Here is a 20,083-nt window from a genome sequence, read left to right as displayed (position 1 = left end):
ACTTTTCAGTTTTTTCCCAAAGCCCGCAACACCCGGTCGAGCTTCTGGCCCTGCGGACTGCTTTCGATCGGCGCATCTTTGACCAGTTCGTAATAGGCGGCCGGATCATAGGTCTGCACCCCAAGGTTCAGATCCCGCGCCGTCAACTCGCCAATCGACGCCAGCACCGAATAGGCAGCAATCACCACATCGGCATTGGCCGGGATCAGATTGGCCCGCGCATCAAGCAGGTCCTGTTCGGCATCCAAGACATCCAGCGTGGTGCGAGCGCCCAGTGTCGCCTCTTCGCGGGTGCCGTCAAAGGCAACTTGGGCAGCACGCACCGCCTCGCGGCTGGCCGTGCGGCTGGCGCGGGCGGCGCGCAGATTGGCATAGGAATCGCCCACATCCTGCTTGACCTGAAGCCCCGCCAGATGCAGCAGCGCCAATTGCGCATCGCGCTGCGCCATAGCTTGGCGTTGCTGCGACGTGAGGCGGCCACCGCGATAAATCGGGCCGCGCATTTCGACGCCCAGACTGCCGGTGCGCGACATGTCTGACCCGTCGAGTTCTTCGGATGCCCCGACGCGCGCCGTCAGATTCAGGGTGGGCAACAGCGCTGCCTCAGCGGCGCGGATGTTCAACTCGGCGGCGGCAACATTGTGCTGCGCCTGCAAAAGATCCGGGTGACGCCGCAGCGCCGCGGCTTTGGCGGCATCGACATTCTCACCCAGTTGCGGCAATTCGCTCGGTGTCTGCAAACTGCCCGGATCACGTCCGATTGCCTCGCGGAACTCCTCGATTGCGCGCGTAAGGTCGCCCTGCGCCGCAGCCAATCCGCTTTGCGCCAATGCCACAGCGGATTCCGCCTGCGCCACATCGGTGCGGGTCACCTCGCCTACCTCGAACCGGTCCTGCGCCGCGCGCAGTTCCTCGCGCAGCAAACGCAGGTTGTTCTGCCGCAGATCCACGAATTCCTGATTGCGGATCACGTTCATATAGGCCTGCACGCCCGTCAACAGCACGAATTGCTCAACACTGATCAGGGTCTGGCGCGTGGCCAACACGGTCTCTTTGGCGGATTCGGTCAGAAAATCGCTGCGCCCGAAATCATAGACCAGCAGGCTTCCGGTAATCCCAAGATTGAGCGATGTTGACGTGTTGTTACGATTGGCCCCTTGCGAACGCGTATCCGATGAATCGAGAGTGATCCCCGAAGTCCAATCGATGATTGGCCGAAGACTGGCCACCGCCTGCGCCACATTCTCATCAGCTGAGCGCAGCAAGGCGCGGTTCTGTTCCAGAAGGCCACTGTTGACATAGGCGCTCTTGAGCGCATCGGCGAGTGTTTCAGCCTTGGCTGTAACCGGCGCAAGGCCCAGAATTGCCAGCCCGAAAACACCGCCCAAGGTCCGCAACTTGTTCGTTCTCATGCGCTCGCCATCCCTCTTTTGCCGCGCCGCTCCCCTCACAGGGTAAAGGCCGCGTGCCGTTCAAATCCGCGCAGCACCGGCGCACCCGCATTAAATGCGTAGCGCCAATTGATCCGCCCGTCGATCTTGTAACCGATCCGCACCACCCCAAGCGCACCCTCCATGAAAAGGCAAGCCATGCGGCCCCCTTCCTTGAGTTGCGCCGCCAGAACCTCGGGCAGATGCTCGACCGCGCCCTGCACCGTTATTACGTCATAGGGCCCGTGTTCCGGCGCACCGTCGGCCAATGGCCCCTCGTGCAGAACCACATTGTCAGCCCCCTGCTCAGACAGGGTGCGCTGCGCCTCAGCGACCACAGATGCCTTATCCTCGACGGCAACGACTGCTTCGGCCATGCGCGCGATCACAGCCGCAGAATATCCATAGCCCGAACCGATATCGAGCACGAGATCGTCATTCTCGATCTCAAGCGCGTCAAGCATCTTGGCCAATGTGCGCGGATCAAGCATCACCCGCCCTTCTCCCAGATCAAGGTTTTCGCCCATATAGGCCGCCTCGCGCAGGCCGGTGGGAACAAACGCCTCACGCGGGACCGACAGCATGGCGTCGATGATCGGAAATTTGGTCACATCGGACGGGCGAACTTGCGTGTCCACCATCATCGTGCGCCGCGCGGCATAGTCTGTCATGATCGAAGCTCTTACGTTCGGAATCCTATCGCTTGCGGTTTTCGCACAGAACCCGTTCGGCGGCAACGGCTATAGGTCCCAGAGGCGCGGGACAATTCGACCTTGCAAATTGACCCTGCTCAGCCTGCATTGCCCACTTGCACCACCCGGCCCGATCAGATAATTCATCCCAACCACACGGAATGGCGAGTTGGCGGAGTGGTGACGCAGCGGATTGCAAATCCGTGTACAGGAGTTCGATTCTCCTACTCGCCTCCATTTAAAATCAATCAAAGATATGATTTATGACGACCGCGACATCGCGTGGCTGAACATCGTGTTTTTGTTCAGTTCGCAAATCTCTGTCGCAAATCAGGCAAATGGCTGTCTCGACACGTCTGAAATCAGCCCTGGGGGGTGGTCACCATGTCTCGGCCTTTGCTCTGCGCACGCTCCCGATCACCGCAATAGCCGGTCATAATCGCGCCCCTGCTGGCGGTGGCGCGCCATTGGACGGTCAGGGCAACGTCAGACGCGCTTGACTGACGCGCGCGAATTTTGGCGCGGGCGTGAGGCCATCCCTCGCGTCTTCACTGCCTAATCGATCATCCTTGCGGCCTTGAGCGCGATATCATCGAGCCCCTCGCCGCCGGTGGCAACAAACTCGCGCAGTTGCTGGCGCATGCGCGGCTCCCAGAAATCCCGGATATGCGCAGCAACGCGGGCCGCTTGATCAGTGCCCGGCTGTGTTTTGAAAAACGTAGCGATCTGGTTGACCATATGGACCATTTTCTCAGGCGACATCGGGAACCTCATGGGGAATGCGATGGGGATGGGAATAGAGATCGAAGCCGCCGCCGCGTGCAAACGCGGCAAGGGTAAGCCCTGCGCTCTCGGCTAACCGTAGCGCATGGGCCGTGGGCGCAGAGACCGCGACCAGCAGGCCGCAACCCGCGACCGCGCATTTCTGCACAAGCTCAACAGACAGGCGGCTGGTCATCACGATGCCACCCTCTGCCGGATCGATGCCCGCCCGCCAAAGAGCGCCAATGAGTTTGTCGAGCGCATTGTGCCGCCCCACGTCCTCGCGCGCCATGACCACACCGGCACCGGGCAGGATAAACCCCGCAGCATGAGTAGCGCGGGTCAGATCATGAAGCGGTTGGCACGCACTCAGGGCATCGGTCGCGCGGGCAATCTCTTGCGCGGTAAACGCAGGAGAGACATGGGCCACCGACGGCACCGGGCGCACCGCCTGTTCAAGGCTGTCGATACCGCACAGCCCACAGCCCACCGGCCCGGCCATATAGCGCCGCCGCGCTGCAAGCGCCTCTTGCCGGTCTCCACGCAACCAGAACCGGGCCTCGATCCCGTTACAATGCTCGGCGATTTCAAAGCCTTCGATGTCCGCCTGGGTGGTCACGATCCCCTCGGTTACCGCAAAGCCATAGGCGAAATCGGCGATATCCGCAGGCGTCGCCATCATCACGGCTTGCGTCGTGCCATCGAATACAAAGGCCACCGGCACCTCATCGGGCAGAGCGCGGATGACGCGACGCGCCCCCTCGCCCTGCACCGAGAGGCCCGGACGGCTTTGGGTGGGAGAAAAGCCCATCGCCGTCACTCCGCCGCAGGCAGGATGCGCCGCGCCTGTGCGGCCTGCGCGGCGTAATCCTCTTGCCAATCACTTGGCCCGTTCGACAGGCTGACCTGAACCGCCGTCACCTTGTACTCCGGACAGTTGGTGGCCCAGTCCGAGTAATCGGTGGTTATGACATTGGCCTGCGTATCCGGATGGTGAAAGGTGGTGTAGACCACGCCGGGGCTGACGCGATCTGTCAGCATGGCCCGCAGGGTGGTTTCGCCTGCGCGACTGGCCAATCGCACCCAATCGCCCTCTTTCAAACCCCGCACCTCGGCATCATGCGGATGGATTTCCAAGAGATCCTCTTCGTGCCAGACCACATTCGCGGTGCGCCGTGTCTGCGCGCCGACGTTATACTGACTGAGGATGCGCCCGGTGGTCAGCAACAGCGGGAACCGTGGGCCGGTTTTCTCATCAGTCGCCACATATTCGGTGACGATGAACCGCCCCTTGCCGCGCATGAACCCATCCACATGCATCAGCGGCGTGCCCTCGGGATGTGCTTCGTTACAGGGCCATTGCACGCTGCCCTTTTCTTCTAGCAGGGCATAGTCGACCCCAGCAAAACTTGGCGTCGTTGCGGCGATTTCCTCCATGATCCGCGCCGGGTGGCTATACGTCCACCCTGCCCCCATGGCGTTTGCAAGCATCTGGGTAATTTCCCAATCCGCATAGCCGTTGAGTGGCGGGATCACCTTGCGCACGCGGTTGATGCGGCGCTCGGCATTGGTGAAGGTCCCGTCTTTCTCCAAGAAGGTCGAACCGGGCAGGAAGACATGCGCGTAATTGGCAGTCTCGTTGAGGAAGAGGTCATGCACGATGACACAGTCCATCGCAGCCAGACCCGCCGCCACATGCTTGGTGTCGGGGTCCGATTGCAGGATATCCTCGCCTTGGCAATACAGCCCCTTGAACGTCCCATCGACGGCAGCATCGAGCATGTTGGGAATGCGCAAACCCGGCTCGGCGTCAATCTCTACGCCCCAAGCCTCTTCAAAGACTGCGCGCACTTCTGGCCCTTTGACATGGCGATAGCCGGGCAATTCATGCGGGAAAGACCCCATGTCGCAAGAGCCCTGCACGTTGTTTTGCCCGCGCAACGGGTTCACGCCCACGCCGGGCCGCCCGATATTGCCAGTCAGCATCGCGAGGTTGGCAATGCCCATGACCGTGGTCGACCCTTGGGAATGTTCGGTTACGCCAAGACCATAGTAAATCGCCCCGTTCCCACCATGCGCGAAAAGCCGGGCCGCGGCGCGCAGTTCCGCCGGGTCGACCCCGGTCAACATCGCTGTCGCTTCTGGCGAATGGCGCGGGTTGCTGATGAATTCGGCGTAATGCTGAAATTCATCCCAATCACACCGCGCGCGGATGAAGTCCTCATCCATCAGCCCCTCGGTCACGATCACATGCGCAAGCGCGCTGACCACCGCCACATTGGTGCCGGGGCGAAGCGGCAGGTGATGCGCCGCCGAAATATGCGGTGATTTCACAAGGTCAATCCGGCGCGGGTCAATCACGATCAGCTTGGCACCAGCACGCAACCGCTTCTTAAGGCGGCTTGCAAAAACCGGGTGCCCATCGGTCGGATTGGCACCGATCACCACCACCACATCGGTATGTTCGACAGAGTCGAAATCCTGCGTGCCGGCAGAGGTGCCAAACGTCTGGCCCAAGCCATATCCTGTAGGGGAATGACAAACGCGCGCGCAGGTGTCGGTATTGTTGTTACCAAAGACTGCGCGCGCCAGTTTCTGCACCAGATAGGTTTCTTCGTTGGTGCAGCGGCTTGAGGTAATCACGCCGATAGATTTCTTGCCATATTGTGCCTGCAAGCTGCGCAGACGGGTGGCTGCAAAGCTGAGCGCCTCGTCCCAACTGACCTCTTGCCAGGGATCAGTGATCCGCTCGCGGATCATAGGCTTAAGGATGCGGTCGTTGTGATGGGCATACCCATAGGCAAATCGCCCTTTGACGCAGGAATGCCCGCGGTTGGCCTTGCCGTGTTTATAGGGCACCATACGCACCAGCGTGTCGCCGTTCATCTCGGCCTTGAACGAACAGCCAACGCCGCAATAGGCACAGGTCGTGACAACCGAGCGATCAGGCGTGCCCAGCTCGATGATGGATTTCTCCTGCAAAGTCGCCGTCGGGCAGGCTTGCACGCAGGCCCCGCAACTCACGCAGTCAGAGGCGAGGAAATCATCATCCGCATTACCCGCCGATACGCGGCTGTCAAAGCCACGGCCCTGAATGGTCAGGGCAAATGTGCCCTGCACTTCTTCGCAGGCACGCACACAGCGGTTACAGACGATGCATTTGCTGGGGTCATAGCTGAAATACGGGTTACTGTCGTCCTTTGGCAACCATTCCGGATTGGCCTCGCCGCTCGTGTTCCGAGCCTCGAAATGGTTGACCATGCCGCCATCCTTGGGGGCCTCGTAGCGCACATCACGCAGACCGACCGCACCGGCCATATCCTGCAACTCGCAATCGCCATTGGCAGAGCAAGTCAGGCAATCGAGAGGGTGATCAGAGATATAGAGCTCCATCACCCCTTTGCGGATCTTGCGCACCTTTGACGATCCGGTATGCACCACCATGCCCGGCGTCACAGGCGTGGTGCAGGACGCAGGTGTGCCACGCCGCCCCTCGATTTCCACCACACAGAGGCGGCAAGAACCAAAGGCTTCAAGATTATCAGAGGCGCAGAGCTTGGGGATGGAAATCCCCGCCTCGGCCGCTGCGCGCAACACCGATGTGCCCTCGGGTACGGTTACGGCAACACCGTCGATCTCCAACGTCACCGGGGCTCCCACTTTGGCGGGCGTGCCCATGTCGCGGTCTTTGGGAATAATGAAATCTTTCATTCGGCGGCCTCCTGCTGGGTGGCGAAGTCATTCGGAAAATGCGTGAGTGCGGACATGACCGGAAAGGGCGTGAACCCGCCAAGCGCGCAAAGCGAGCCGTCTTTCATCGTCTCGCACAGATCGGTCAAAAGCGGGATCGCCGTTCCGTCGCCCGCCGCGATACGGTCGATGGTCTCTACGCCCCGCACGGCCCCAATCCGGCAAGGGGTGCATTTGCCGCAGCTTTCCACAGCGCAGAATTCCATCGCGAAGCGGGCCATTTGCAGCATGTCGGCGCTATCGTCGAACACAACCAGCCCGGCATGCCCCAAGAGGCCGCCTTTTGCGTCTAACTCTTCATAGCCAAGCGGGGCATCAAAATTGCTGACCGGGATATAGGCGCCAAGCGGCCCGCCCACCTGCACCGCCTTGACCGGACGGCCCGTCATGGTGCCGCCGCCCAAGTCATTGACCACCTCACCCAAGGTGATGCCAAAGGCGGTTTCGAATAGCCCCCCGCGCGCCACATTGCCCGCGATTTGCAGGGTCACAGTGCCACGCGACCGGCCAAGCCCGAAATCGGCATAATGCTGCGCGCCCCTCTCGAAAATCACCGGCACAGTGGCCAGGCTGATGACATTGTTCACCACCGTGGGCCGCCCCAGGAACCCTTCAAGCGCGGGCAGCGGCGGCTTGGCGCGCACCACGCCGCGCTTACCTTCGAGCGAGTTCAACAGCGCGGTTTCCTCGCCACAGACATAGGCCCCGGCCCCAACGCGGATTTCCATGTCAAAGGCGTGGCCAGACCCCAGCACATCAGAGCCAAGCACCCCTGCCCCGCGCGCAATCTCGACCGCACGGCACATCACCGCGATGGCATCGGGATATTCCGACCTCAGGTAGACATAGCCGCGTGTGGCCCCCACACCGATCCCCGCAATCGCCATGCCTTCGACAAGGCTGAACGGGTCTCCTTCCATGATCATCCGGTCGGCAAATGTGCCGCTGTCACCTTCGTCGGCATTGCAGACGATGTATTTCTGCGGCGCTTGCGCCTCCTGCACCGTTTTCCATTTGATCCCGGTCGGAAAGCCCGCGCCGCCGCGTCCACGCAGGCCGGATTTTGTCACTTCGGCAACGATGTCATGGGCGTCCATCGCGATAGCCCGGCGCAGACCAACCAAGCCCCCATGGGCCGCGTAATCCTCCAGATCGAGCGGGTCGATCACCCCTGTGCGGGCAAAGGTCAGCCGCGTCTGACGTTTCATCCAGTCGAGGTGTTCGACCGGGCCAAGAGCTTTGGGGCTCGTACCATCAAGAATACCTCCAACATCGCCAACTGTCGCCGGGCCATAGCCATGGCGCACGCCGTCAATCTCGATCTCGACAAGTGGCTCTAGCCAGATCATGCCGCGCGTGCCGGTGCGAATTATTTGCGCCTCAGGCGCTGCAGCGCGCAGCGCGGCGACCACGTCTTCGGCACCAAGCGCCTTGGCGGCGCTATCCATCGGAATATAAATTTTCATGCGCCCGCCTCCGCCAAAAGGGCATCGATCCGGGCGGCATCCACCCGGCCCACCACGCGGTCATCCAGCATGGCCGCAGGTGCGCAAGCACACAGGCCAAGGCAATACACCGGCTCGACCGTGACTGCGCCATTGGCCGTGGTGCCATGCCACGCAAGCCCCAGCTTGGCCAAGGTCGCCTCGGCCAGCACAGCACCACCCACCGCCTGACAGGCCTCGGCGCGGCAGATTTTCAGCACATGCCGTCCAGCGGGGTTGGCACGGAAATCGTGGTAGAAACTGATCACACCATGCAGCTCTGCGCGGCTGATGTTCAGCGCTTCGGCGATTGGGCGATGCGCCGCCTCGGGGATATATCCAAAGGCAGCCTGCATCGCATGCAGGATCGGCAAAAGCGGACCTTCCAGATCACGATGCGCGGCTAGGATCGAGGTGATGTCGTCGGGGGCGGGTGTGGTCATGGCTGGCCTCTTTCGATTGCTGATGCCAGTCAATCAGGTTTCACCATGCCATATCAATATCGTTATACGGTGGATTGATAGCTATTGCCTATCAAACATCCCCTCCTAACCGCCGCGCCTCGCGCAATAGGCTTTCCAGAACGGGCGTATGCGGTTCGCGCCATGGCGCAACGAGACCAACCGAATGCGCCGGTTCCGAGCCGATCAATGGGATCAAGTCCACGTTTTTTCCGCTGGCATGGAAGCGTGCGGCATCCTCGGGCAAGACTGTCATCCAGCCGCCCGCCTCGACCGTTGCCATCAGAACAACGGTGGAATTCGACTCGATCCACGCCTCGGGTGTCACCTCGACCGCCGCGAAATTGCGGTTGATGATGCGGCGGTTTTGCATGTCGGGCGTCAGCAGACAGAGCGGCTCTCCCGCCAGTTCAGCCCAGCCCACATGCTCGCGCCCGGCAAGACGTGCGCCTTTGGCACAGACCAAAAGGTAACGCTCTTCATAGAGCGGTTCCATGCTGACCCGCCCCATCGGCTCGTTGTCGAGATAGGAAATGCCCGCGTCGATCTCGAGATTATCTAGCATCGACAGGATCTCGATCGAGGTACGCGACAGGATCGTGAACCGCACCTTGGGATGCTTGGCATTGAACCGATGACAGAGCCGCGCCGCCCATGTCAGCGCAGTGGGAATGGCCGCAATCCGCAACTGGCCGGACAAGCCATGCCGCTTGGCGCGCATCTCTTCGCGCAATTGTCGGGCGTCGCCAACGATCCGGCGCGCCCAGACCAGCGTGGCTTGCCCCTCTGGCGTCAGCCCACCATAGCGTGAGCCCCGAAAAATGAGCTGCACGCCCAATTGTTCCTCAAGCTGCTTGATCCCGGCTGAGAGCGACGGTTGTGTGATCCCGATCCGAACCGCCGCACGGCCGAAATGCCCCTCTTGCGCGACCGCGATGAACATTTCCAGCTTGTCGATCATGATTGCCCCAGCGAATGAAATGCAGGAGATTCGATAGAAACCACAAATGGACGCACACCCGCAAGCCTGCACTAGCGGCCTGTGATCCCTCCTGGCAGGAGCGTAGCCGGGGCTAAAGATGCGCATGGGAAGCACTTCGGCAACGTCATCAAAGTCGCGCCGCAGATTGCGTTCAGAAAAAACCCGCCAGCTTGGGCTGGCGGGTTTGTATAGTCGTCATAGGAACGTGAAATCATCCACCGTCAGTTGCGCGGCGGTGATGCCTTCGACGAGGATCGTGTTGCCATTCACCGTCATCTGCGCACCGCCCGTCACGTCGACGATATTCATCGCCGTGACGAAACCCGCCAGACCGTTGCCGCCGTTGTTGATGTTTTCAACGCCAGTATCAGGATCGAAACGGCGGATGAAGAAGCTGTCCAAACCGTCCTCGAAATCGGTGATGACATCCGCCTCGCCATCGAAGAAGGACGAAAAGACGAACTGATCAGCCCCCGTTCCGCCGGTGATCACGTCATTGCCAGCACCCGCGTTGATCGTGTCATTGCCCGCGCCGCCGTCGATCGTATCGTTGCGCCCGCCGCCCGCGAGGAAATCATTGCCCTCGCCGCCAAGGATGCTGTCGTCGCCTTCACCGCCGCCGACGCGGTCATCCCCCGCACCGGCATCAATCGTGTCGCGCCCGGTGCCACCGCCGATGTCATCCGCGCCGTTGCCTGCGTCAATCAGGTCGTTGCCAAAGCTGCCCGACATGCTGTCGTTTCCTTCGCCGCCTTCAAGCGTGTCATCGCCCGCGCCGCCAGCGACCACATCATTGCCTGCGCCGCCAGAGACCGAGTCGTCTCCAAACCCGGCCCCGATGATGTCATCGCCCTCACCGCCATCAATGGTGTCATTGCCAAGGCCACCGCCGATGTTGTCGTTGCCAAGGCCGCCCGAAATAAGGTCATTGCCATCCGCCCCGGCGATCGAGTCATTGCCCGCCCCGCCGTCGAGAATGTCATTGCCTGACTGTCCGAAGACACCGTCATCGCCGCCCTCACCGCGTAGCACGTCATCGCCCGAATTCCCGATCAAGGTATCCGCCAATTCTGTGCCGACGCTGGCCAAAGGCACATCCAGCGCCGAGGTCAGGAAACTTTCGTCATTGGTCAGCGCGAAATCCAGCACGGCATTCTCGAAGGCTTCGCTGCCCTCTTGCAATCCCGCAGCCAGTGCCGCCTCGCGCGCGGTGGCAAGCACCTCCGGATCAAGCGTATCGAGCGAAACAATCGCGCCGGGGAAATCCGATTGGTAAAACCCATTCGGGCTCTCGCCGGACTCGTAAGAAAAAAGGCTATCCCCAAGACTGCTGATCCGCCAATCATCGCGATACGCGCCATAGAGCTCTGAGAAGACCAAAGGCCGCGCCAAGACGGTGCCATCGGCCCGCGCAATATCATTGTCCGGGTTGCCATCCCCATCCCCAAGCAGCCCCTCAAGCGATCCGAGCAATTCGGCGTTCAGGCGCACATCAAGGTCAAGCCGCCCCTCTCGCACCCGCACGACAACCTGACTGTCGCCATTGCCGATCGCACCATCCGCGCCCGGATAAACAATGGTGTAAACATCGCCGCGCCGGTAAATGCGCCCCTCGCCCACATCAAGAGAGGACCCATCCGCAAGCGCCACAACCGCACCATTCACGTGCAACGGATCAGGATCTGCAGCGTCAATCATCACTGCCGTGCCGTCGAGATTGGTGGCAATGGCCTGATTGACGCTGACATTATCGCCCACCGGCACCATGCGCGCCTGCAAGGCAAAGCCCTGCGCATCGGTCGATTGCAACAGGACGAACTCACCTGCTGCCTGAAAATCGTAATCCACGCCATCCAAAGTCTTGAGATGCGGATCGCCAGAGACCCAAGCCGGGAAAGCATCGGTTGAGAACTGAGGCAAGAGATCCAAAAAGGCATCAATGATATCAGGATTACCCGGCCCCGTGAAACCGAACGCATCCAGCAGCAAGGTTTCGGGCGGCACCCCCTCGAGCGCCGCACGGATCGCGTCAAAGCCAACAGTCAGCAGGCCAAAATCGCCTGCCGCGATGTCTTCCAGAACTCCAATGGACTGGTCGATCACCTGCTGTACGCTCAGCCCATCCGGCACATTATCTGGCGTCAGGATCGCCTCGAGTTGAGCGCGGATTGTCGGAATTGAGAACGCAAGAAAGCTGAAGTCGGTTGTGATCAAGCTCGCCTCGGCCGCGTCGATCAGGGCAAGGTAGTCTCCGACCGTGATGGCCTCGGGGTTGATGGTGAAGGCGTTGTTCAGATCCTGATCGCCGAGAAAGGTCAGTGCCGTTAGCAATTGTCCGTTCAGCGCTGTCAGATCGTCGACGCTGGTTATGTCAAATGTGTCGGGAAACATTCATAGCTCCATTTCAATACTTGGGCATTATTGCAAAATCTTGTTCAGAGAGGCCCATAAGAGGGCCAAGCCGAACATACACACTCCACCAATCAACCAGCGGGCGCTCGATACCATCCCATTCATGTCTGCGTTCACTGCAGGCATCCGGGAGGATGGCGTGAAACAACTCACAAAAGCACCCGGTGAGATGCTGGTTGATCTTATGAGAAAATCTTAGTCTTCACGAAACCGTGAAATCAAGAGGCGCGTGTCCAAACCTGGTGTGAAAATTCCGCCGCCTGCCCCCCGGGTGATGCCGGTCGCGCTGCCAACCCGCACCGGGGTGCTGACCCCGTATTAGCGGCGTGAGCGCGCGCTTGGCGTCACCTGCGCGCCGCTTGGTAATCCCGCGTATGCTGATGCGTCCGAAACGGCTGTAATTTAGGGCTTTTATCCTAAAATCGCAAAATTCACGCGGCACAGAAAATCAGCAAGGATTTGTCTCATGTGCTTTGCAAATACCCGCGCGGGTTGTTTTTTTTGAGTTTTAGTGTAGGTAGACATCCTTCACACCAGCAAGGAGTTAGGATGACCGATAAAAATTCGGACAAAGGGTTTGTTGCAATTTTAGGTTGGAGCTTGCGTTGCATTGACGCGCTCGAAAAATTTGATCGTAGGTACGTCATCGTCGCTCCCGCTTGGGCTGAATCCTATGCAGTCGAGCACGACATACCGTTTGTTTCCTGGGATTTTGAGCGGCTCAACGACCGTTCCTTCGAACTTGCCACGACACTGAAAGACATGGGGGTCGACGTGGCGATTCCCCTTTTCGAGGAAACGGTCGAGTGGGCGGGTGCTGTTAACTCCGTGTTGATGAAAAACCCGCGCTTGTTGGGTCAATCCATGTTGTTCCGCGATAAATCACTTATGAAACGCCGCGCGCAGTTGGGTGGCATCCGTGTTGGCATCTTTGAGGAAGCCATGGATCAGACGGATGTGATCCGCTTTCTCAGACGCGTGAACCAGACACTGCTGAAACTGGATGGCGACCCGAATGATCCGATCCATTTCAAGGCATTCGACAAGGCGGGGTGTCTGGGGCACCGCGTGATCCGCACTGCTGACGATGTGGCCTCCATCTCGGACGATGAATTTCCGGCGCTTCTGGAAAGCCATCTGGATGGTTGGGAATTCGCAGTCGAGGCGTGGATCAAGGATGGTAAGATCCAGTTCTTGAACATTTCAGAGTATGTCACCCTGGGCTATTCCGTTTTCGTCCCGGCAACCCCTGAATTGGAGCAGTGGCGCGGTCGTATCACGCAGGAAATCGAAAAACTAATTGACGTGTTCGATATTGATTTCGGTTTCATCCACCCGGAGTATTTCGTCACCTCTGACGGAACCATGTACTTCGGCGAAGTGGCCTATCGCCCGCCGGGCTTCAACGTGTTCGAACTGCTCGAACGCGCCTACGGGTTCAACGCGTATCAGGCGCTAGTTCTGGTGTTCGATCCCAAGACAACGCAGGACGAGCTTGATGCCTTCTTTCCGACCCCAGTCACGGATGCGACAGGCCATGCCGGGTGCTTTGGCGTCTATCCCCGCCGCCGTGTGGTCAGCAATCTTGAAATCCCCCCACAGACCGAGAGCCATCCCTATTTTGACTTTCACGAACTTAACCCGCCACATGCGCAAAAGGTAACCAAGCGAACGGCGTTCGGCACGCATTGGGGCCTTGTGTATTTTTATGGCGAGGATGCTGTCGAAATGCGTGACTTGCTAAAGGCGCAAGAAGAGCTGGATTACTATCTGTGACGGTCCCTGCGGGCCACGCCGATGGCTGTGGCACCCATGATGTCGCGCATTTTCGTTGTTGACCCCTTGGGGTTGCCGCATCCTTGAAGTGACGGTTGGCAGCATAAACAGTGCCCCGGCCAATTGAATAAGGGCGACGCTATGGTCGAAGCCGATATGACAGCCCATTTGAACGCCGCTGGACAGCTTGCAACGCTTCTTGACCGGCTCGACCGGCAGATTTGTGGTCTGCAAAGCGCGTCGCGTATTGGCAAGAACAACCATGCGCTGCGCGTGTTGGATGCGGCGCGCCCGGTGCTGCAGCATGAGGACGGATTGCCAGCCTTGCGCCAGCGGGCCGGCCTCATGGACGAGGCTGGGCTGTTCTCTGGCACGGATTGGGGACGTCCGGCGCACCTGCTGCCGAACCTTGTCAAGCATACCCTGACACAGGCCAGCCAGCAGACGATCACATTAGAAGCGATGAGCCTGCTACGCTTTCTTGTGGTTGCCAAAGGCGAACATGCGACGCCTGATCTGTCACCTGCGCAGGCCGAACAATTTCTTACGCAGGTTCTGTCGTTCAATCTCGACCGGCTGCTCGGACAGGGCCTGGACGAGTCGCAACGCCACGCGCAAAATGCGCTCACACCGGCTATGGACCGGCTGATGCGGTATCTGCTGCAAGAGGTTGGGACTGACGGTGTCTTGGATCGCCTGACAGACGAGATCTGGCGCATCATGGCGCAGCGACCTTTGCAGGTTGATCACGTCAAGGCGATGATCCTGCAGATCGCACGCGCCTTACAAACCGGAACCGCCCTCACCGCCGACGCTCATCGGGGGGCCGACAGGTTGATCAGCGCCTTATTTGGTCCGACCGCCCTGAACCGAGAGGACCCGGGCATTCCAGCTTATATCGACAGACTGTCACGAGCGGACGAGCGCACGGTTCAGGAAGAGGCCTATGCCTTTGCCCGCGCCATGCACGACACGGGGTTGGTATCAGATTATCACGCCAGCTTTCTGCGTTGGGCCATTGAGGCCGATCAGACCAAGGTGCTCCCTGACGCCTTGGGCCTGTCGAGCACCGGGCTTGATGCCCTGCGCTGCTATGAGCCGCTGGTGCGCGCCTTGGTCGATGTCGCCATTCAGCCCGGTACAGCGCAGGCGGTCTATGGGCTGGCGCTTATGTTGGAACGGGGCATTCTGTATTCCCCTCCCGTTGCGCCGTCCCTGTGGCGCCTGTTGGAAACACCACTAACCGAAGAGTGCATCTGCGCTTTAGAGGCAACCTGCGGTACGGCGCTCCCTGCGCGAACGCATCTGATTGCAGGGCTCATCATGTTCTTGGGCCAACCCCTTGGTGTCGGTCAGGGAAACAATCCGACCTGCCAATCTGCCCGGGCCTTGTCGATGTGGGCGTTGAACGATCCGGATTACCTGCTCTGGCTGATCGCACAGGTGGCACGCAGGGACAGGCTGGTGCTGCATTTCGAGGGCGAACCACTCGACACCGCGACCCTACCGCCCGGCCTTGCGACGTCGGCGCTGCTGGATGCCGATCCCATCTCTGTCCTGCTGGTACCGCATCTGGACCGCGCCTATGCCGAAATGGGCCGCCGATGTCTCGGCCGCCCCGAAGACCCACATCGCTGGATCAATCCCGAGCTGCACGGCTGGTGGGTTGGGCGCGAGTTTCACATAGCCGTGGATGTCGCCACAGGCGCATTGAAGCACTATGAGGACTTCCTGCGCCACTTTCACGCCTGTTACCACCCGCAATACAATGGCAACCAACCAGTCATTCACCCGCAACCTGCCGGGATCGCCGTGACAGACTCGGGCGCGACCTTTGTAGGCTGGCACGCGATCACACTAATCCGGGTAGGTCTGGACCCGACGGGGCAGATGCGCGTTTACTTCTTCAATCCCAACAATGACAGCGGACAAGATTGGGGCCACGGTCTCGTTGTCTCGACACAGGGCAGCGGAGAGCGGTTCGGGGAAGGTTCATTACCATTCGAGGATTTTGCCGCGCGGCTCTACTTGTTCCACGATGACGGGCTGACGCCCCGTCCGACAGTGCCAGTGCCGGACGATCAGATTGCGAGCATCGCAGCCAAAGGCCGGAAAAGCTGGGCCGCTGGCCGTGGCGATCTGTGTCCCACACCGCCAGACTGAAGGGCCAGAAAGGCCCAAGTTTGCGCTGCGCGTTAGCTGGATGAAATCCCCCACGTTAATGCCCGCACCAGCCTTAACCCCCCTGACGTCCGATGGAGTTTTCGAGGGCGTCGCGCTCGAACGAGCCGTTCCTTGGCGTTGAAAGCGCCTTGAACCTTGTTACTGACAAGAACGTCGTTGCATGCCCGGTTGCCTTAAAAGGCGTGTTCTTTGAGGACCCGGAGATTTTACAAAATCGCCAAGCCTAGTTTGGACCGACGGAACCGCAGTGAACCTATTGTGCTTTTCAGGTCCATCCAGTTCCAGTGGTTCGGCAGGTGACAAAGGCGATTTACCTCCCGCACGCCAGCGCATTAGCAGGCACGCGACCACATATAGGCGAGCATCGCGACATACCCGCCAGCCGAAACCGGCGGGGTTTATCCATTACAGGAACTGAAAATCCTCCACGGTCAGTTGCGCCGCTGTGATGCCCTCGACAAGGATGGTGTTGCCATTCACCGACATTTGCGCGCCGCCCGCCACGTCGACGATGTTCATCGCCGTGACGAACCCGGCAAGCCCATTGCCGCCGTTGCTGATATTCTCAACACCGGTATCGGGATCGAAACGGCGGATGAAGAAGCTGTCGATCCCATCTTCGAAATCGGTGATGACATCGACCTCACCGTCGAAGAAGGCGCTGAACACGAACTGATCCGCATCTGCGCCGCCGGTCATCACGTCATTGCCTGCGCCGCCGTTGATTGTGTCATTGCCCGTGCCGCCGTCGATGATGTCGTCCCGTCCACCACCGGCAAGAAAGTCATTGCCGTTGCCACCCGAGATAGTGTCGTCCCCCTCGCCGCCGCCCACACGGTCATTGCCAGCACCAGCGTTGATGGTATCGCGCCCGGTGCCGCCACCGATGTCATCCGCCCCCAAACCTGCGTCGATCAGATCGTTGCCAAAACTGCCAGACATGCTGTCATTTCCGGCACCACCCGAGAGCGTGTCGTTGCCTGCGCCGCCTGCAACTAAATCCCGGCCGTCGCCACCGATAATGGAATCATTCCCAAAACCACCACCGATAACGTCATCCCCATCGCCGCCGTCGATCGTGTCATTTCCCAGACCACCGCCGATACTGTCATTGCCAGCGCCGCCCGATACGAAGTCATCGCCGTCCGAGGCGGCAATCCGGTCATTGCCAGCCCCCCCGTCAAGCACATCGTTACCTGCGCTCCCGGCGATTGTGTCGTCGGTGTCACCGCCAGTAATCGTGTCACCGCCCTCAGGCACCTCTGGTGATGAGTCAGAAAGTGTCGCCGCACGGGCAAAGTCGATTTTTCTTGAATCGTCAGAAGTTGAAATCCAGCCGGTAGGATTAGAGTAGAAATCAACCAGCCGAATGCTGGATTGACCAAGAGTGCCGATCACAAGGTCATTCCCAAGCCGTTCCAGCAAATTTGTGTTGAAGTCAACGCTCATCCATGGAGCGAATTCGAGGATGCCGCCAGTATCAACAATGAGCTTATCCCCAAAGCTGCGTGTGACATCCGATCCCTCAAATCCGCTGTTACCAACGCTCAGTGAATAAGTATCAAGACCCGCACCGCCATGGACAACGTCATCCCCAAGAAGAGGCAAGATATAGTCGTCTCCATCACCTCCATGGAGAGTGTCAGCACCGTTGCCGCCAAAGAGGGTGTCATTGCCCGCGTCACCATGAAACAGGTTTGCGACGTCGGAGTAAATGTTTGCGCCCAGTGAGAAGTTGAAGAATGACCCTGCGCCGATGTTGTCATCACCGGCCCCGCCGTGGATCGTATCCGCAGAGTCAAATCCACCTATCAACAGATCGTTATCATTTCCGCCAAAGAACAGATTTGCACCGTTATTAAGCCCTTGGAATTGATCTTCGCCATCTCCGCCATGCGCTTCGAAAAAGGCGGCAAGACCGTCTGACGGACTGGACCCGAAGATCGTGTCATTGCCTGCGCCCCCATCAACAAATCCAGAGACCTTTACGACAAAGGAGATACTGTCGTTGCCCTCGCCGCCGTCAACGGACACAATCGACGGCACTGTCAGGGCGAAGGGCAAGACACCGCTCGTCGCGTCGCCTCTCATGTCGATGATGTCATCGCCCCCGCCTGCGTTGATCATGACGCGCCGCGCGGCAAAACCTCCGCCTGCGTCACTAAGAGAATCGTCGAAATCCGTCAGAATAACTTCAACATCCTCATTTGAGAAAAGGCTGCGCGTATCAACAAGCTGCGCGCCATAGGCATCGTTAAAGCCCGATGGATCTAGTCCGATCCAATCGGCAAAGGTCAGGCTGGTGGTCACATCGGGTGTATAGACGAGGCGGACAGTCCCCGCAGCCGGGTCGGGGCCGAAATTCTCTGCAACAATCCGTATGGCCGTGGCTAATGACGCGGGTTGCAACGCCTGCAAGCTCGCGAGATGTTCCGCGTTTGCCAGCGCCGCCGCTGAGACAGCAAATGCTGTCGCATCGTTAAAATCCGCGAACGGCGCTGAGGGCAGCGGCCCAAAACTCCGCTCAAGTGTCGGCAACCCTTCGAAGCGCAAATAGCTCTGGCTGCTCAAACCAAAGAGCGTCAACTGTGCCTCTCCGGTGAAAAAATCTTCGGACGCGAAAAACTCGGGATCGTCGGCGTAGAAAATGGGGGAAAAAACATCCCCAGAACCAGACACTTGCTGTGAAAATGTTCCGAACGCATCGATGTTAAATCGGAAACTGCCGGTTCTTACTTCATCGAACTCCACGAAATGGTAGCTTAATACACCTGAAAGAGCGCCCAGAGGGTCCCAGAACTCGGCGGGCAGAAAAGTGCCATCAACGGTGCCAAACAAGTTACTTATGCTATAACCCGTGAACTGATCGATCCCGACAGAGGAGGAGGAATAGTCAAATACATGCGTCATGATATTTCCTCTCGGGCATAAAATTCAAATTCCGGAGCGCCTTGGAAAGAGTTTAGATTTACAAATTCTCTGGTCAATCTTTGCCTGCTGAAGTCGGGCGAAAACAATGACCTGCCAGTGAAAAGCTTTGCCGCTCAGAAACGGTTCTTCAAAATGAGCAGCCTGATTTTGATCAACGCGGTGGGAGAATACCAAGACTGCTCCCCCCGCAGATGCCGCAAAATCGGCATCAAAAATGGTGGCTCGGGTGGTTAAAAGATGGCATCGCGCTTAGGCCGAATTATTCCTCCAGCTTTGATGGGGCTTCTTGCTTCCCTTGTAAGCCAAGCTCTTACTTAGGGCAGCAAAGCGCCTATTTTTCGCGCAATCGAGGACGTGAACGGTGGTGGCATTCATTCACGACACTCAAGAATATATCTAAAATGCAATCACATAAAAATGAAATGGCGGAGCCGATGTAGGCCAAAACCATAATCAACAGCAGTATAAATTATAAATAATCAATCGCTTATTAATTCCCTGTGGGGCTGCTTATCTGGTAAAACAGTGCAGTACTTTCAAAGTAAGTTGGTTGCGGGAGGGCGCATAGACCTAGACCGAACAAGCGCTTTTCTAAACCGACATTGAACCCGACCTACTAATTACGAATTTTGCCGCCCCCAGGGTAGCTGAGGTTCGCGGTATGCGCATCACCCAGTCTCCATCCACCGGCAGCTGCCGGAACGGAGCGGGCTTTCTCTATTCTTCTATCAGCCGACCCCGCCTCTCAAACAATATGCTTCACCAAGTTTAAGTGGCCCCTTTAGTGAGCCCAGCTCAGCAGGCTGACCGGCGGCTTAGAGCCAACCTTACTCAGCCAGATCATCCAGACTTACACCGAGCGCATTGGCCAAGGCCCGCAGGGTCGTGACCGAGCCCTGCTTACGACCGGTTTCGATCTCGGCCACGGTCACGCGGTTCACGCTCGCTTTTGCAGCCAGGGCGGCTTGTGTCATCCCGCGCAGGTCTCGGTAGACGCGCAAAGCGTTTTCGCCGTTCAACAGGCGGTTCGCGTAGTCCGCCGGGATCAGTCCATCCTCGCCCGCCGCAAGCGCGGCCTTGGCGCGGTCATAGGTCTGTAGGTCGGCCAGATCTTCAGCCGCGGCTCGCAGGTGGTCGTATTATTCGCGTCGGGCGGGGAGCGGTCTTTCGATCTCCTCATGTGAGCGTCCGCTCTGTGCCTTGGCAAAGCTCATGCAGT

Annotated in this window: 13 protein-coding genes and 1 tRNA gene; 3 read left to right on the top strand and 11 right to left on the bottom strand. The window is 59.1% G+C overall.

The window, feature by feature from the left end:
* Nucleotides 1-5 precede the first annotated feature (5 nt).
* Together ACLGGT_RS15830 and ACLGGT_RS15825 are read right to left on the bottom strand one after the other, a co-directional pair.
* Complete coding sequence (locus ACLGGT_RS15830) at nucleotides 6-1,412, bottom strand: TolC family outer membrane protein (protein WP_437196791.1); 1,407 nt, start codon at nucleotides 1,410-1,412, stop codon at nucleotides 6-8.
* Nucleotides 1,413-1,447: 35 nt separating this feature from the next.
* A complete protein-coding gene (locus ACLGGT_RS15825; RefSeq protein ID WP_008282181.1) occupies nucleotides 1,448-2,101 on the bottom strand; it encodes a protein-L-isoaspartate O-methyltransferase family protein in 654 nt (217 codons plus the stop codon).
* Between the two features lie 184 nt (nucleotides 2,102-2,285).
* Between ACLGGT_RS15825 and ACLGGT_RS15820 the strand changes: the two genes are divergently transcribed.
* Nucleotides 2,286-2,359: transfer RNA gene (locus ACLGGT_RS15820), tRNA-Cys, on the top strand.
* A gap of 318 nt (nucleotides 2,360-2,677) precedes the next feature.
* On the opposite strand, the gene ACLGGT_RS15815 is transcribed toward ACLGGT_RS15820, so the two are convergent.
* The 7 genes from ACLGGT_RS15815 to ACLGGT_RS15785 all read right to left on the bottom strand — a co-directional run bounded on the left by ACLGGT_RS15815 (nucleotide 2,678) and on the right by ACLGGT_RS15785 (nucleotide 11,952).
* Nucleotides 2,678-2,884, bottom strand: coding sequence for a formate dehydrogenase subunit delta (locus ACLGGT_RS15815; RefSeq protein WP_008282178.1), 207 nt, complete (start codon nucleotides 2,882-2,884; stop codon nucleotides 2,678-2,680).
* Nucleotides 2,874-3,695, bottom strand: coding sequence for a formate dehydrogenase accessory sulfurtransferase FdhD (fdhD, locus tag ACLGGT_RS15810; RefSeq protein ID WP_437196789.1), 822 nt, complete (start codon nucleotides 3,693-3,695; stop codon nucleotides 2,874-2,876). The genes ACLGGT_RS15815 and fdhD overlap by 11 nt, the downstream gene beginning before the upstream one ends.
* Nucleotides 3,696-3,700: 5 nt before the next feature.
* Nucleotides 3,701-6,595 carry a formate dehydrogenase subunit alpha gene (gene fdhF / locus ACLGGT_RS15805; RefSeq protein WP_008282176.1) on the bottom strand — a complete coding sequence of 965 codons (2,895 nt, stop codon included), beginning with the start codon at nucleotides 6,593-6,595 and terminating at the stop codon, nucleotides 3,701-3,703.
* Complete coding sequence (locus tag ACLGGT_RS15800; RefSeq protein ID WP_422001617.1) at nucleotides 6,592-8,100, bottom strand: NADH-ubiquinone oxidoreductase-F iron-sulfur binding region domain-containing protein; 1,509 nt, start codon at nucleotides 8,098-8,100, stop codon at nucleotides 6,592-6,594. Before ACLGGT_RS15800 ends, fdhF begins: the two co-directional genes overlap by 4 nt.
* Complete coding sequence (locus ACLGGT_RS15795; protein ID WP_008282174.1) at nucleotides 8,097-8,561, bottom strand: formate dehydrogenase subunit gamma; 465 nt, start codon at nucleotides 8,559-8,561, stop codon at nucleotides 8,097-8,099. The genes ACLGGT_RS15800 and ACLGGT_RS15795 overlap by 4 nt, the downstream gene beginning before the upstream one ends.
* A 91-nt stretch (nucleotides 8,562-8,652) precedes the next feature.
* The gene (locus ACLGGT_RS15790; protein WP_219435828.1) at nucleotides 8,653-9,540 is read right to left on the bottom strand and encodes a LysR family transcriptional regulator; all 888 of its coding nucleotides are present in this window, start codon (nucleotides 9,538-9,540) and stop codon (nucleotides 8,653-8,655) included.
* Nucleotides 9,541-9,756: 216 nt separating this feature from the next.
* A complete protein-coding gene (locus ACLGGT_RS15785; protein WP_437196787.1) occupies nucleotides 9,757-11,952 on the bottom strand; it encodes a VWD domain-containing protein in 2,196 nt (731 codons plus the stop codon).
* A 570-nt stretch (nucleotides 11,953-12,522) separates the two neighbouring features.
* Between ACLGGT_RS15785 and ACLGGT_RS15780 the strand changes: the two genes are divergently transcribed.
* Both ACLGGT_RS15780 and ACLGGT_RS15775 read left to right on the top strand, forming a co-directional pair.
* Nucleotides 12,523-13,749: an ATP-grasp domain-containing protein gene (locus ACLGGT_RS15780; RefSeq protein ID WP_081508451.1), complete on the top strand. Its 1,227-nt coding sequence runs from the start codon at nucleotides 12,523-12,525 to the stop codon at nucleotides 13,747-13,749.
* 141 nt (nucleotides 13,750-13,890) lie between these two features.
* Nucleotides 13,891-15,912 (top strand): hypothetical protein, encoded by a 2,022-nt coding sequence (locus ACLGGT_RS15775; RefSeq protein ID WP_437196784.1) that lies wholly within the window; start codon nucleotides 13,891-13,893, stop codon nucleotides 15,910-15,912.
* Nucleotides 15,913-16,338: 426 nt separating this feature from the next.
* Here the strand turns inward: ACLGGT_RS15775 and ACLGGT_RS15770 are convergent, their stop codons facing one another.
* Nucleotides 16,339-18,843, bottom strand: a complete 2,505-nt coding sequence (locus ACLGGT_RS15770) for a calcium-binding protein (protein ID WP_437196783.1) — start codon at nucleotides 18,841-18,843, stop codon at nucleotides 16,339-16,341.
* An 848-nt stretch (nucleotides 18,844-19,691) separates the two neighbouring features.
* A complete protein-coding gene (locus ACLGGT_RS15765; protein WP_257788538.1) occupies nucleotides 19,692-19,865 on the bottom strand; it encodes a helix-turn-helix transcriptional regulator in 174 nt (57 codons plus the stop codon).
* Nucleotides 19,866-20,083 lie beyond the last annotated feature (218 nt).

Origin of the sequence: Roseovarius sp. MS2, from assembly GCF_051447875.1 — a bacterium.
GTDB lineage: Bacteria > Pseudomonadota > Alphaproteobacteria > Rhodobacterales > Rhodobacteraceae > Roseovarius > Roseovarius mucosus_A.
The sequence above is the reverse complement of the archived record's forward strand: the minus strand, read 5'-3'. Positions and strand labels throughout refer to the sequence as shown.